Source organism: Exiguobacterium sp. RIT452 (assembly GCF_003598705.1).
In the GTDB taxonomy this organism is placed as follows: domain Bacteria; phylum Bacillota; class Bacilli; order Exiguobacteriales; family Exiguobacteriaceae; genus Exiguobacterium_A; species Exiguobacterium_A undae.
Map to the genome: position 1 here is coordinate 1 of NZ_QXJB01000002.1, position 14,198 is coordinate 14,198.

Consider the following 14,198-nt stretch of genomic DNA (forward strand, 5'->3'; position numbering starts at 1 on the left):
ACAAGCAACTAACGTTACTAAACTTTAATTTTCCAAGACTCTGCTGTTGCAGAGTCTTTTTTTGTTTCATTGTGTTTGGATCAACTCACTCACTTCAAGACCGAAAGGATGATTTTTATGGAACCGTCAGCTAAACATACTCAACTTCAAACCCTCCTCACAAATCGGCATACTTATTTGATGCAGGGAGATCGGGAAGCGATGCACCAACTGTTATCGGACGATTTTTCTTTTATTGATGGACAAGGACGTCAATTTGATGCTGAGACGTATCTTGATCATTACGTGGATTTAGATCAAATCAAATGGATCAATCAGACGAATGAATCGGTCGTGGTCGAAGTGTTTGAGACGACCGCACTTGTACAAGAAATACTAGAGGATACTTTTTCTTATGGTCAAACCTCTTACGTTGGTCGTTTTCGAAGTGTTTCCTTGTACCATTGGACACCCGATGGTTGGAAATGGCATTTTACTCAACTGACGCCACTCGACGCTTCCTGAATCTGATGATTAAGTAATCTCTTACGATTAAAACAAACAGGCGGATGCAAAATCCGTCTGTTTGTTTTGTCGAAAAAGCAGTTTGCTGACTTCTGGGCTTCTCCCCTCCTCATCACCTGCATGACCTCCCTCCTGTTTATCAAAATTAGGCGAGAATACGCCCACTTCTAAACGAAGTGAAAGTGGGCGATGAATCGCCAACCTGCTTTTCGGGTATATTCCCTTTGAAGGAGGTGAAAAATGGTGTTGAAACACAAGGCCTACAAATTCAGAATCTATCCGACAAAAGAGCAGGAAATCCTGATTGCGAAGACGATTGGGTGTTCGCGCTTCGTCTTCAACCATTTCTTGGCGAAGTGGGATGAAACGTACAAGACCACTGGAAAAGGACTGTCCTATGGTTCTTGTTCCAAAGAACTTCCTGAGTTGAAGCAGGAGTTCAACTGGTTGAAGGAAGTCGATAGTACATCTGTTCAGATCAGCGTCAAACACCTTGCCGATGCATTTGATCGCTTCTTCAAGAAACAGAACGAACGCCCTCGATTCAAGTCGAAGCGCCATCCCGTCCAGTCGTACAAGACCAACATCCAAGGCAGAAACCAGCTTCCTGAAGTCTCGATTGTCGGAAAAAAGCTCAAACTTCCGAAGCTGAAATGGGTTCGTTTCGCCCATTCGAAACAATTCACAGGCCGTATCTTGAACGCCACGATCCGACGCACATCTTCAGGCAAATACTTCGTCTCCCTGCTCGTCGAGCAGGAGATCCACGAACTGCCGAAGACCGGTTTATCCGTCGGCGTCGACGTCGGACTCAAGAACTTCGCCATCCTGTCGGACGGCACCGTCTACCAAAACGATCGTTACTTTCGTTCGCTTGAGAAGAAACTGGCGCGCGAACAGCGTAAGCTCTCCCGCCGTCAGCGCATCGCTTTGAACAAGAAAGTCCCGCTTTCCGAGGCGAGGAACTATCAGAAGCAGAAGCGGAAGGTCGCCCGCATCCACGAGAAGATCGCCAACAAGCGCACCGACTTCCTGCATAAGGTATCGACCGAGATCGTCCAAAACCACGACGTCATCGGGATCGAGACCTTGCAAGTGAAGAACATGCAGAAGAATCGTAAGTTGAGCAAGTCCATCTCGGACGTCAGCTGGTCGGCGTTCTTCCGCATGCTGGAGTACAAGGCAGGATGGTATGGGAAGATTGTCGTGAAGATCAGCAAGACCTTTGCTTCCAGTCAACTGTGCTCCAGTTGCGGCTATCAACACAAAGACGTGAAACATCTCAGCTTGCGTGAATGGACATGCCCAAGTTGCGGGATCCATCACGACCGGGATGTGAATGCAGGACTGAATCTTAAACAAGAAGCCAAACGTATCTTAGCTTCTTCAACCGTCGGGACGACGGGGTTAGCCTGATCAGGTTTCGACCATCAGGTCGGATAACTCAGGAATCCTTCACCTCTAAGTGAAGCGTTGGTGGAGGTAGTTCAATTCCAAAAAGACATTTGATTAACTGTTTTCATTCCGTTACACTTTAGTTGTAAATATTTTCTGAAAATTATCGCAGGAGGAATGACATGACTGTTTTTAACTTTTCCGCTGGTCCAGCGGTGTTACCGGTTCCGGTCTTACTAAAAGCCCAATCTGAACTGTTGAATTATCAAGGTTCTGGACAATCCGTCCTGGAGCTGAGTCACCGGTCCGATTTGTTTGAAACAATCCTCCACGAAACGGAATCATTGCTCCGCGAACTGATGGATATACCGGACGAATATCGTGTTCTTTTTTTGCAAGGTGGTGCAACGCTCCAGTTTTCAATGTTGCCACTTAATTTGGCGACCAATCGCCAGGTGGTCGACTTCATCGATACCGGTAGTTGGTCACAAAAGGCAATCAAAGACGCACAGGCTTATGTGACGACACGAATCATTGCTTCATCGGCGTCTGATAACTATCGATCAATTCCGCTTGAACCGGTCACTTCTGACGCCGACTACCTTCACATCACGTGGAACAATACGTTGGAAGGAACCACGTATACAAAAGCCCCACAAGTTGGCGTCCCTCTAGTCGCTGACTTTTCGTCTTCTATCTTGTCTGAACCGATTGATATCCGGCAGTTCGATGTCATTTATGCCGGCGCCCAAAAAAATCTTGGTTCGGCAGGAATGACGCTCGTCATCATCAAAGATGAATTACTTAAACGGACACCCCAATCATCCGGCTCGTACTTGCGTTATGATACACATGCGAAACATCACTCGCTTTACAACACACCACCAACGTATAGTATCTATTTGACAAAACTTGTCCTGGAATGGATCAAAGAGCAAGGGTTTGAGACGGTTGTTCAGCGAAACCGCCAACAGGCTGCTGCGCTTTATACGTATTTGGATCAATCGACCTTGTTCTCGAATGCTGTCGCAATCAGCGACCGCAGTCGGATGAACGTCCCCTTCTCGACAGGTCAAGTGGAGTTAGATGCACAATTCCTAGAATTTGCAGAACGGAATCAGCTGGTCAATCTAAAGGGACACCGGTCCGTCGGTGGGATGCGTGCCAGTCTTTATAATGCGATGCCGAACTCCGGAGTCGATGCCCTTCTATCCGTACTACACCGATTTGAACAGGGGGAACGCTAAATGTACCACGTACAACTTTGGAATGACGTATCTGACAAGGGACTAAAACGATTTACCGATGACTATCTCGTCCAACGTGACGTCGAAGAACCGGACGCATTTCTTGTCCGGAGCAAGGACTTGCACGGAATGAAGTTCAAGGAGTCCTTAAAGGCAGTGGCTCGGGCAGGAGTCGGCGTCAACAACATTCCGCTTGACCAATTGGCCAATCGGGGAATCCCCGTCTTCTCGACGCCGGGAGCAAATGCCAATGCCGTCAAAGAGCTTGTCATCGCCAGTTTGTTCTTGAGTGCCCGGAAACTGATTCCAAGTATTTTATGGACAAATAATCTCCGGGGTCACGATATTCCGGAACGGGTCGAAGCCAATAAAAAACAATTTGCCGGGACCGAGTTACTCGGCAAACGGATCGGCATCGTCGGTCTCGGTGCGATTGGGGCCAGTTTAGCCAATACGTTACATGAGCTAGGCATGACGGTTTCCGGTTACGACCCGCACATGTCCGTCGAATCCGCCTGGCGCGTCTCCAATCAAGTCCAACGTGTGACGAATCTTGAGGAGTTGCTGGCAACAAGTGATTATATCACCCTGCATTTGCCTTTGATTGATGCGACGCAACATCTGCTTGATGAACGGTTGCTCGCAAAGGTGAAGCAAGGAGCGACCTTACTTAATTTTTCACGTGGTGAATTGATTGATGAACACGCTTTGGCGACGGTCTTAAAATCTGGTCGATTGGCCAACTATGTGACGGATTTTCCGAATGCCTTCATACTCTCCCTGCCGCGAGTGATTCCGTTGCCGCATATCGGCGCGTCCACTGCTGAGGCAGAAGAAAATTGTGCCGTCATGGCAGTCGATCAATTAAAACTCTTTCTTGAAACCGGAAACGTCCGGAATGCCGTCAATTTCCCGGCGGTTGAACTGCCTTACTCCGGCAAACGACGAATCACGATTGCCCATCAGAACATTCCGAACATGGTGGGTCAAATCGCTTCCGTCCTCGCTTCTGAACAAATCAACATCGCCAATATGATCAACGGCAGCAAGGATGGGATCGCTTACACAATCATCGATATTGACAATCATCTCGATGAATCCATTTCCCTGCACCAACTGAATTTGATTCCTGGTGTCTTAAAAACACGACTATTATAAGGAGCGTTGATTATGCCTACTTTTGAACCTTTCCATGCTTTGCGTCCAGACTCCAAATATGCAGAAGCTTTTTCCTCACTCCCTTACGACGTCTTCAATCGGGCGGAAGGTCGGGCGGAAGTCCGACGGCGTCCGTTATCTTTTTTACGGATCGATAAAGCCGAGGTCACCTTACCGGACTTGATTGACGACCATGATCCCCGGGTGTACCAACAAGCGGCACTTCATTTTAAAGAAGCCGTCGAACGGCATATCCTGACTCTGGATGATGTCGAGAGTTATTACCTTTACCGGTTGAGCGATGGGATCCACACACAAACCGGTTTCGTTGGTTGTGTGTCTGTTTCCGACTATGATCAAGGCATCATCCGTAAACACGAGTTCACACGTCCGGACAAAGAACGGGACCGTGTCCGTCATGTGCAGGCACTCGCGGCTCATACAGGACCGATTCTGCTTGCACACCACCCGGACACCGAACTGGACCGGATCGTCACAGAACAGGACAAACAGCCGCCACTCTATCAATTCACCGCTGAAGATGGAATCGAACACACGATCTTCAAAGTGACCGATCGAGAAGCGATGATGACAATCGGCAGTCAATTTGCCCGTCATGATCATCTGTACATCGCGGACGGTCATCACCGGGCAGAAGCTGCCTCGCAAGTCGCCCGGTTGAACGATCACGACGATGCCGGTTTGTTCCTCGCCGTTTCCTTTTCGCGTGACCAATTAAACATTCAAGGTTATCATCGCGTCGTCGAAGATTTATACGGTCAGTCGGTTGAGGAATTACTGACACGGATCAGCAGTCGTTTCACGATTACACGCGGGCGGGCACCCGAAACACAAAAACACCGGTTTGAGATGTACTTGAAACAAGAATGGTACACGCTCGATTACGAGCAGGATCGTCCATCCGTCAAAGACAATCTGGATGTCGCGATTCTCCAGGATGAACTGTTGACGCCTTTCCTCGGCATCGAGGATCCTCGGACCGATTCACGGATTCAATTCGTTGGTGGCGTCAAAGGATACGCCGGACTTGAACAGCTCGTCGATCAAGGAACGATGGCAGTGGCTTTCCATCTGCATCCAACCGGATTGACCGAGTTGATGGAAGTGGCTGACGCCGGGGACGTCATGCCCCCGAAATCAACCTGGTTTGAACCGAAGTTGAGAAGCGGTCTGCTCATCCATCCCTTTTTCTGATACTTGATTTACCTAAAACAACAGCCGCTTCCGGAAAATTTTCCTGGAAGCGGCTGTTTGTTTAGACGTCGATCACTTGCAAAATCTTACCGGATACAGCTGGCACGTCAACGGTTTGCGAATAGTGCCTCTTCTCCAATAAATCAATCGTCGGTTCTGCCAGATCGATTTGGATGTCTTCCGGTCCATTGTTGAACACGATCAAATAGGTCGTTTCGTTCGTCTCACGACGAATTACAAAGCTGCCGGTCTCATCATTCACTTGTTCAAATTGATAACTTGACGCGTTGGCAAGACCAGCGTGTTGTTTACGCAGGGCAATCAACTGTTTGATATAGTCGAGAAGCTCCGTGTCCTGCTCCGCTGAATCCCAGACCATACACTTGCGGTTATCCGGATCCTGGCCACCCGTCAGACCGATCTCGTCTCCGTAGTAGATGACAGGACTCCCTGTGAACGTCAACAGAGATAACATCAACAATTTCATCCGTTCCCGGTCCCCATTCGCTCGCGTCAAGGCACGTGGTGTATCGTGCGAATCCACCAAATTGAACATCACTTCGTTGACATTCATGGAGTTACTGTTCAAGTTTCGGACGATCGCATGACTGAACGCGGATGCCGTGCTCTCATTGGTCGCAAAAAACGTCAAGAAGGCTTCGGTCAGTCCATAGTTCATGACCGCGTCAAACTGATCACCGAGCAACCATTCCTGAGAATCCGTCCAGCACTCGCCGACGATGTACGCTTCCGGATTGGCAGCACGGACTTCCGTCCGAAACTCACGCCAAAAGGCATGATCGACCTCACTCGCCACGTCAAGCCGCCAACCATCGACCTGAAACTCTTCGACCCAGTATCGTCCGACCTTCAATAGATAGTCTTTGACGTCCGGATGGGCTGTATTGAGTTTCGGCATGTTCGCTTCGAACGCAAATACTTCGTAGTTCGGTGCCGGTGTCGTTTGAACCGGGAACTCATCAATCATGAACCAATTGGCATACTTTGATTCTCTTCCGTTTGTCATCACATCTTGGAAGGCTGGATGCTCCACACTGACATGGTTAAAGACGGCATCGAGTAAAATCCGGATGCCATTATCGTGGAGCAACTGGACCATTTCCCGGAAGGTCTCTTCTGTTCCGAAACTTGGATCCAATTGCAAGTAATCCAGCGTATCGTACTTATGATTGGAAGGTGCAACAAAGATCGGACAAAAATAAATCCCTGTGATGCCCAGTGCTTTTAAGTAATCAATCCGATCAATCACCCCTTGGAAATCGCCGCCAAAATAATTGTCGAACGCGGGTGCTTCCGCTCCCCAGGCAATCGTCCCCGCCCGGTCATTCGTCGGGTCGCCGTTTGCGAACCGATCCGGGAAAATTTGATACCAGACCGTATCCTTGACCCATGCCGGAGCATCAAATACGTCTACTGCGTTCATGTAAGGAACGGCAAAGTAATAGCCCGGATGATCAAGCGGCACCTCGTCATACCACCCTCGTTCTGTGTAGACGGCGGATGTGTCACCGGCATAGACTGTGAATCCGTAACGGACACGTTTTTTAGCCGGTCGAATGGCGACGAACCAGTAATCATGGGTCGCATCCGATCCTGAATAGGTCATCGGGGTTGTCGCGGTTTTCCAAAATTTCTCTTTGTCCGGATCGAAGTTCCAGTCCCGATCCTCTTCTCGCTCAGCATCCCATTCATATGGATCCCCGTGTACGAGTTCGACACGATCGAGATCCCCTTTCGCCGACATTAAGCGGATATGCACCGTCTCTTCGTCATATTTATAGACGTACGGAGATAAGGCGCGATGGAACACTGCTGCTTTGTTCATAATCGTTCATCCTTCCACATGCTGAATTTATTCATCTACTGATACTTCCCGAATTTCCACTCGTTGTAAACGTTCCCGTTCAAAATTCAGTCAAGTCCTATCATTTCAGTTCAGAAATCGATGGCGGATGAGGTATACTAGACAGGCAGAGGGAACCGACGGGTTTCTACTAAATCGAAGTCATGTGAAAGCGAGTGGATTCTGATGGGTCGTAAATGGAATAACATCAAAGAGAAAAAGGCGTCGAAAGACAAAAATACAAGCCGGGTGTATGCGAAATTCGGACGGGAGATTTATGTTGCCGCGAAACAAGGCGAACCGGATCCTGAATCAAATCAGGCATTAAAAGTTGTCTTGGAACGTGCAAAAACGTACAGTGTTCCCCGGGCAATCGTCGATCGGGCGATTGAAAAAGCAAAAGGTGGCGCTGAAGAAAACTTTGACGTCTTACGGTACGAAGGATTTGGACCAAGCGGTTCGATGGTCATCGTCGAGACGTTGACGAACAACGTCAACCGGACGGCTTCTGACGTGCGTGCCGCATTTGGGAAAAACGGAGGAAACATGGGCGTCAGCGGTTCTGTCGCCTATATGTTTGATGCAACGGCCATTTTTGCGTTTGAGGGGAAAACGGCCGATGACATCCTTGAATTGATGATGGAAGCCGATTTGGATGTCCGTGACATCTTGGAAGAAGAAGAATCGGTCATCATCTATGCTGAGCCGGAGCAGTTCCATGCCGTTCAAGAAACGTTAAAAGAAGCCGGCATTACTGATTTTTCAGTTGCCGAGCTGGTCATGCTCGCTCAAAACGAAGTGACGTTATCTGAGGAAGACGTCCAACAATTCGAAAAAATGATTGATGCGTTGGAAGATTTGGAAGATGTGCAACAAGTCTACCACAACGTCGAACTCTAATCTGTTCTTCTTAAAGGCAAAGTCTTCATTCAGACTTTGTCTTTTTTTGTACAAAAAAAAGGAGCTTTTCCGCTCCTTTTGACCCTGCTTTCAGCTGACGCCCGTAATTATGATCCGGTTACGCGCTGTTTCACTTTACGATACCGTATGAAACGCGTTTCATAACAACCCTAAAAAAAGATTCTTTTTAAAGGTTTAATTCTTCTATTTAATGGGAAAAGTAATATTCGATACCGATTGGTGATTGAATGTCAGGTCACATGGTCTTTTCACATAAGGAGGAACTTGCATGTCTTATTCATTGATAGAAACCTTTAAACGAATCGTAAGCGAAGCCAATCGTTTTACCCGCGTTGATTTTGGTGGTTACGATATCTATATGCAAACGAACGACGGACGGACGATTACAGCGACAATCCGCTTTGACGGTGGTGGTCAGGACCAAAACGAAGCCTATCTACTGCTTGAATCAAGCACGGGGCACAGTCGAATGACGACGCTTACCCTGCATCAATTCGAACATCTATCTTCCTACACAGCACATAGCGAGCGCATCCAAGCTCTCGTTTCGACAAGTGCCTGAGTTTTTGCTTGATATAAAAAACACGCTCCCAAAAATGAGAGCGTGTTTTTTATTGGTTTTCTTCTTTTTCTAATCGCTCGAGCTCGGCATGTGTCTGCGGAAAACCATTTGCCTGCCAATCCGCACGCTGAATCGAGTCCAGTTGCGTCAGACCCACTTCTGTTTCGTCCGTTTTTGCATCGACGCTTGGACGTTGGTCCAGTTCCGCGGTATGACTGATACTTTGATCTTTTGAGCAGGATTGTTGATACCGTTTGATTGCTAATGCGGATAATGTAACGACTCCGCCTAGGATGAGACCTTGCTTAAACGACTTTTTCATGACGCCACCTCTGTCCACTGGATTTTTACACTTTATTTGTTTTCCCATAAACGGCTGATTGTAATCAAAATCATCGTTTCAAATATTTTTTTCAGATTTTTTTTAGCCTTTTTCTGCCGTGTTCCTACATATTTAATAATTCGATCAAAAACCGCGTTCCTGCGCTAAATCAAAAGGGTCAAGTCATGCAGAGACACGAAATGTACGCTATACTTTTAACAGATGCTTCACCGAAAATCGAATGCCTATGCTAGAGAGGACATCGTCACAAGCCAAACACGTCGCTTGCGTACAACGTCCTTCTTTCATTTTTTTCGATTGCACCACACAAAGGAGGGAATCATGTGTCATTGCTTCATTTGGCAATCTTGTTGCCGTTACTCGTAAGTCTCTTCATTCCATTACTCTACAAGAAGATTCGATCCGTGCACACAGGATGGTTCGTTTTACTCGTCCCACTCACACTGGTCATCTATTTCAGCCAATTCATCAGTCAAACGATGGCTGGAAAACCGGTCACTGCGACAATGAACTGGATCCCTTCACTGGGTATCAACTTCGTCGCCTATGTCGACGGACTCGGTTTACTGTTCGCGTTGTTGATTACCGGCATTGGATCCCTTGTCGTTCTTTATTCAGTTTATTATCTGGATCCTAAAAAAGAGGCGCTGCATAATTTTTATGTCTATTTGCTTCTCTTCATGACAGCCATGCTCGGGATTGTCTTGTCGGACAACATGATCGTCATGTACCTGTTCTGGGAATTGACGTCAATTTCCTCATTCTTACTGATCGGCTACTGGTATGAACGGGAACGCTCCCGTTACGGTGCCCAAAAATCGATGCTCATCACTGTTTTCGGCGGGTTGTCCATGCTTGGCGGAATTTCTTTGCTGTCGTTACTGTCTGGTTCGTTCAGCATCCGCGAATCGCTCGCAACGGTCAGTACGTATTCAGGCGATCCACTTTTCACCGTTTCCCTTGTGCTGTTTTTACTGGCAGCCTTTACGAAATCCGCTCAATTCCCGTTCCATATTTGGTTGCCGGATGCGATGGAAGCACCGACTCCCGTCAGTGCGTATCTTCACTCGGCAACGATGGTCAAAGCGGGTCTGTATTTGGTCGCCCGGATGAGTCCCATCTTTGCTGAAATGCCGCTTTGGTTTTATCTTGTGTCGTCTGTCGGAATGTTCACACTCTTCTGGGGGTCGTTAAATGCCGTCAAACAAGTTGATTTAAAAGCCATCTTAGCGTATTCGACGATTTCACAGCTCGGTCTGATCATGTCCCTGCTCGGACTGGGAGCAGCGGCTTTACAGGTTGAAATCCTGCCTGACAGCCTCTATACGATTGCAACGGTCGCAGCCGTCTTCCACTTGATCAACCATGCGACATTTAAAGGAAGTCTTTTCATGATGGCGGGAATCATCGATCATGAAACGGGTACACGTGATATCCGGAAACTAGGCGGCCTGTCTCAACTAATGCCGGTGACGTTCACGATCGCGACAATCGGGACATTGTCGATGGCGGGCGTTCCGCCGTTCAATGGTTTCTTGAGTAAGGAAATGTTTTTGACCGGTGTTCTCGAAGTATCGAATTCCGGACTGTTCCATCTCGAAACGTGGGGGCTATTATTCCCGTTCTTTGCTGTCGTCGGTAGTATCTTTACGTTTGTCTACAGTATCTTGATTGTTTATCGGACGTTCCTTGGTCCAAAACAATTGGACAAGTTACCGAAAAAACCGCATGAAGCACCGATCGGCATGTTACTGCCTCCACTCGTGCTGGTTTCACTCGTCATCTTGATCGGCTTGTTCCCGAACTTACTTTCGAACACGCTGATTCGCCCTGCCGTTGAAGCTATTTTACCGCAGGTCGTTGAAGGTGGTGGATCGTTCCCGCTCAAGATCAAGCTCTGGCACGGATTTAATCTCGAACTGTTCTTGACACTGCTGATCATCTCAGTCGGGACGATTTTGTTCCTGACGTTACCGAAATGGCGCTCACTGTACAACCGGATGCCAAAACAGGTCTCGTTGAATCACCAATATGACGCCTTGTTGCGTCGGGGTGAACAAGCCTCGACCGCTATTCACGATACGGTCATGACCGGCTATATGCGTTCTTATTTGGTCTATATCTTCGGTTTTATCGTCGTACTGGTCTTATCAAGCCTTTACTTCCTCGATGCCTTCAGATTTGACGTGGACCCACTCAGTTCGGTCCATGCTTACGAAATCGTCTTGGTCTTGGTCCTGGTCGGAAGTGCGTTATCGATCACGTTTGCCCGGTCTCGTTTGACATCCATCATCTTACTGGGTGTCGTCGGCTATACGGCCGCTCTGTTCTTCGTCTTATTCCGGGCACCTGACCTGGCGCTGACACAACTTGTCATTGAAACGGTCTCTGTTGCGCTGTTCCTGCTTGTATTTTATCATATGCCGGAAATCAGCCGGAAAGAGGAACGGATCAAGTTCAGACTCGGGAACGCAGCCATCTCCGCTCTCGTCGGTCTGAGCGTCACGTTAGTCGCACTGGCTTCTCTGAGCCAACGCTCGTTTGCTTCCATCGCCCAGTATTATATCGATAATGTGGCGGACTTAGCTGCAGGCGGTAACATGGTCAACGTCATCCTCGTCGACTTCCGTGGATTTGATACGTTGTTTGAGATCAGCGTGTTGGCGATTGCCGCACTCGGCATCTATGCGATGATTAATTTCCGGAAGACTGGAGGAATCGACAAATGAAAAATCCGATGAAGAGACATACGAATGACGTCATCCTGGAATCGGCCACGACGTTCATCACGTTCATTATTTTCTTGTTTGCCGTCTATCTGTTCTTTGCCGGGCATTACACGCCGGGTGGTGGCTTTATCGGGGGACTCGTCACCGCTTCCGCCCTCGTGTTGGTCCTGCTCGCCTTTGACATTCAAACACTCCGCCAAATTCTGCCCATCGACTACAAATTGATGACGGCGATTGGCATGTTGATTGCCGTCTTGACGGCTTCGGGCGCTTTATTGTTTAATGTTCCGTTCTTTACGCACGCACATGATTACTTCAATTTACCGCTGTTCGGAAAAACTTCCCTGCATACGGCGATGTTGTTTGATTTGGGCGTCTATCTCGTCGTCGTCGGTGTGACGATGACGATTATTCAAACGATTGGGGAGAGTGATTAACGAATGGAGATCATCATGGCGATCGCTGCAGGCATCCTGACGATGTGTGCCGTCTATCTCATTCTTTCGAAAAGTATTTTACGAATCATCATCGGAACCGGCTTACTCAGTCATGCGGCTCATTTGCTTGTCATGACGATGGGGGGTCTGAAGACCGGAGCGGCTCCTGTCATCAAAGACGGGGTCACCCAGTATACGGATCCGCTTCCACAAGCGCTTGTTCTCACGGCAATCGTTATCAGTTTCGGCGTGACCGCATTTTTCCTCGTGCTCGCCTACCGGGCTTATCAAGAACTTGGCACAGACAATCTCGAGGAAATGAAAGGAACCGATACGCATGATTAATTTACCGTTATTACCGATTTTGATCCCGTTGATTACCGGTGTCATCTTGATGTTGTTCCCGAACCGCCTGCGTCTACAGCGCAGCCTGTCCTTCGGATCAACCCTCGTGACGATCCTGGCTTCGGCTTATCTGATTTTCCGTGTCAAACAAGGGGGCATCTTGACCGTGACGCTCGGGAGCTGGCCCGCTCCATTCGGCATCACGCTTGTGTCGGATATGTTATCCGCCCTGCTTGTCTTTACGACCAGCCTGCTTGTCTTTTTTGTAGTCTGGTACTCGATCTATTACTTGTCTGATCTGCACCAACGCTTTTACTACTACATCGCTGCTCAATTTTTACTTGTCGGTGTGAACGGTGCCTTTACGACAGGTGATATTTTCAACATGTTTGTCTTTTTCGAAGTCTTTTTGATTTCTTCTTACGTTTTAATCGTGCTCGGCGGAAAGCCGGCTCAGTTGCGTGAGTCCTTGAAATACCTGTTGATTAACGTCATCTCGTCTGCTTTGTTTGTCATGACGGTCGCCTTTTTATACGGCATCATCGGTTCATTGAGCATGGCAGATATTTCACAAAAAATTTCTGAAATCAATCAACCCGGCATTCTCAGCGTCATCGCGATTCTGTTTTTGATCGTCTTCGGATTAAAAGGAGCCATCTTCCCGCTTTACTTCTGGTTACCGGGCTCCTATCAAGTACCACCGACTCCGGTCCTTGCCTTATTCGGCGCGTTGCTGACGAAAGTCGGTGTCTATGGCATTTTGCGGACCTACAGTTTATTCTTCTCCCATCAACCGGAATTCACGCATCAGATTCTCGGCTGGTTGGCACTGGCGACAATTTTGATCGGAGTCATCGGTGCTCTCGCGACACGTGATGCCAAACAGATTTTGATCTACAACATCATCGTTGCTGTCGGCGTGATTTTATATGGTGTTTCCGTCATGACCCGCCAGTCGCTCGAAGGTGCGGTATTCTATCTGATTCATGACATGTTGATCAAAGCGGCATTATTCCTGCTGATTGGCGTCATGATCGGAATCGTTGGTTCAAGTCGACTAAAAGACATGGGCGGGATGATCAAAGAGTATCCGTTACTCGGATGGACGTATTTCATTGCTGCGTTGTCACTCGCCGGAATTCCGCCACTCAGTGGTTTTATCGGGAAGTTGCTCATCGTTCGGGGCGGATTTGAAGCCGGTGATCTCGTCGGACCGTTTGTCGTCTTGATTTCAAGCTTGCTTGTCCTCTACTCGGTGATACAGATTTTCATTCGTGGATTTTGGGGAACGCCGAAGACCTACACCGGTCCGAAACGCCACCTGACCAAACAATTGCTCACACCTGCGCTTTGTTTAGTCGTGATTACCGTTTTATATGGAGTAGGTACGGAAGCCGTCCGTCCCTTCATCTCTCAAGCCGTGGATCCACTTGTCGATCCCTCAATCTATATTCAAGCCGTACTGAAGGAGGATTAAC

Annotated in this window: 13 protein-coding genes; 11 read left to right on the plus strand and 2 right to left on the minus strand. The window is 48.1% G+C overall.

Annotation, left to right across the window (positions count from 1 at the left end):
- Positions 1-117: 117 nt before the first annotated feature.
- From D3D03_RS05525 to D3D03_RS05545, 5 genes are all read left to right on the plus strand, one after another.
- Positions 118-504 (plus strand): nuclear transport factor 2 family protein, encoded by a 387-nt coding sequence (locus D3D03_RS05525; protein WP_158583690.1) that lies wholly within the window; start codon positions 118-120, stop codon positions 502-504.
- 243 nt (positions 505-747) lie between these two features.
- A complete protein-coding gene (gene tnpB, locus D3D03_RS05530) occupies positions 748-1,920 on the plus strand; it encodes an IS200/IS605 family element RNA-guided endonuclease TnpB (RefSeq protein ID WP_119923373.1) in 1,173 nt (390 codons plus the stop codon).
- 161 nt (positions 1,921-2,081) lie between these two features.
- The gene (gene serC, locus D3D03_RS05535) at positions 2,082-3,146 is read left to right on the plus strand and encodes a 3-phosphoserine/phosphohydroxythreonine transaminase (RefSeq protein ID WP_119923109.1); all 1,065 of its coding nucleotides are present in this window, start codon (positions 2,082-2,084) and stop codon (positions 3,144-3,146) included.
- Positions 3,147-4,304 (plus strand): phosphoglycerate dehydrogenase, encoded by a 1,158-nt coding sequence (locus D3D03_RS05540; protein WP_119923110.1) that lies wholly within the window; start codon positions 3,147-3,149, stop codon positions 4,302-4,304.
- Positions 4,305-4,316: 12 nt separating this feature from the next.
- Positions 4,317-5,519: a DUF1015 domain-containing protein gene (locus D3D03_RS05545; protein ID WP_026832800.1), complete on the plus strand. Its 1,203-nt coding sequence runs from the start codon at positions 4,317-4,319 to the stop codon at positions 5,517-5,519.
- A 61-nt stretch (positions 5,520-5,580) separates the two neighbouring features.
- On the opposite strand, the gene D3D03_RS05550 is transcribed toward D3D03_RS05545, so the two are convergent.
- On the minus strand, positions 5,581-7,365 hold the full coding sequence (locus tag D3D03_RS05550) for a glycoside hydrolase family 13 protein (RefSeq protein ID WP_119923111.1): 1,785 nt from the start codon (positions 7,363-7,365) through the stop codon (positions 5,581-5,583).
- A gap of 204 nt (positions 7,366-7,569) precedes the next feature.
- Between D3D03_RS05550 and D3D03_RS05555 the strand changes: the two genes are divergently transcribed.
- Both D3D03_RS05555 and D3D03_RS05560 read left to right on the plus strand, forming a co-directional pair.
- A complete protein-coding gene (locus tag D3D03_RS05555; RefSeq protein ID WP_026832798.1) occupies positions 7,570-8,283 on the plus strand; it encodes a YebC/PmpR family DNA-binding transcriptional regulator in 714 nt (237 codons plus the stop codon).
- Between the two features lie 289 nt (positions 8,284-8,572).
- Positions 8,573-8,866 carry a hypothetical protein gene (locus tag D3D03_RS05560; protein WP_026832797.1) on the plus strand — a complete coding sequence of 98 codons (294 nt, stop codon included), beginning with the start codon at positions 8,573-8,575 and terminating at the stop codon, positions 8,864-8,866.
- Positions 8,867-8,915: 49 nt separating this feature from the next.
- On the opposite strand, the gene D3D03_RS05565 is transcribed toward D3D03_RS05560, so the two are convergent.
- Positions 8,916-9,188: a hypothetical protein gene (locus D3D03_RS05565; protein WP_119923112.1), complete on the minus strand. Its 273-nt coding sequence runs from the start codon at positions 9,186-9,188 to the stop codon at positions 8,916-8,918.
- A gap of 344 nt (positions 9,189-9,532) precedes the next feature.
- Here D3D03_RS05565 and D3D03_RS05570 point away from each other — a divergent pair, with 344 nt between their 5' ends.
- The 4 genes from D3D03_RS05570 to D3D03_RS05585 are packed head-to-tail and all read left to right on the plus strand — an operon-like array spanning position 9,533 to position 14,197.
- Entirely contained in the window at positions 9,533-11,938 is a 2,406-nt protein-coding gene (locus D3D03_RS05570) for a Na+/H+ antiporter subunit A (protein WP_119923113.1), read from the plus strand.
- The gene (locus D3D03_RS05575) at positions 11,935-12,375 is read left to right on the plus strand and encodes a Na(+)/H(+) antiporter subunit B (RefSeq protein ID WP_199700004.1); all 441 of its coding nucleotides are present in this window, start codon (positions 11,935-11,937) and stop codon (positions 12,373-12,375) included. The genes D3D03_RS05570 and D3D03_RS05575 overlap by 4 nt, the downstream gene beginning before the upstream one ends.
- 3 nt (positions 12,376-12,378) lie before the next feature.
- Positions 12,379-12,720, plus strand: coding sequence for a Na(+)/H(+) antiporter subunit C (locus D3D03_RS05580; protein ID WP_014970525.1), 342 nt, complete (start codon positions 12,379-12,381; stop codon positions 12,718-12,720).
- Positions 12,713-14,197 carry a Na+/H+ antiporter subunit D gene (locus D3D03_RS05585; RefSeq protein WP_119923114.1) on the plus strand — a complete coding sequence of 495 codons (1,485 nt, stop codon included), beginning with the start codon at positions 12,713-12,715 and terminating at the stop codon, positions 14,195-14,197. The genes D3D03_RS05580 and D3D03_RS05585 overlap by 8 nt, the downstream gene beginning before the upstream one ends.
- Position 14,198 lies beyond the last annotated feature (1 nt).

Bases quoted from the DNA above. Each gene is read 5' to 3' on its own strand.
- D3D03_RS05555 (WP_026832798.1), top strand. From the start codon at position 7,570: ATGGGTCGTAAATGGAATAACATCAAAGAGAAAAAGGCGTCGAAAGAC.
- D3D03_RS05525 (WP_158583690.1), top strand. From the start codon at position 118: ATGGAACCGTCAGCTAAACATACTCAACTTCAAACCCTCCTCACAAAT.
- D3D03_RS05560 (WP_026832797.1), top strand. From the start codon at position 8,573: ATGTCTTATTCATTGATAGAAACCTTTAAACGAATCGTAAGCGAAGCC.
- D3D03_RS05545 (WP_026832800.1), top strand. From the start codon at position 4,317: ATGCCTACTTTTGAACCTTTCCATGCTTTGCGTCCAGACTCCAAATAT.
- D3D03_RS05540 (WP_119923110.1), top strand. From the start codon at position 3,147: ATGTACCACGTACAACTTTGGAATGACGTATCTGACAAGGGACTAAAA.
- serC (WP_119923109.1), top strand. From the start codon at position 2,082: ATGACTGTTTTTAACTTTTCCGCTGGTCCAGCGGTGTTACCGGTTCCG.
- D3D03_RS05550 (WP_119923111.1), bottom strand. From the start codon at position 7,365: ATGAACAAAGCAGCAGTGTTCCATCGCGCCTTATCTCCGTACGTCTAT.
- D3D03_RS05585 (WP_119923114.1), top strand. From the start codon at position 12,713: ATGATTAATTTACCGTTATTACCGATTTTGATCCCGTTGATTACCGGT.
- D3D03_RS05565 (WP_119923112.1), bottom strand. From the start codon at position 9,188: ATGAAAAAGTCGTTTAAGCAAGGTCTCATCCTAGGCGGAGTCGTTACA.
- D3D03_RS05575 (WP_199700004.1), top strand. From the start codon at position 11,935: ATGAAAAATCCGATGAAGAGACATACGAATGACGTCATCCTGGAATCG.
- D3D03_RS05580 (WP_014970525.1), top strand. From the start codon at position 12,379: ATGGAGATCATCATGGCGATCGCTGCAGGCATCCTGACGATGTGTGCC.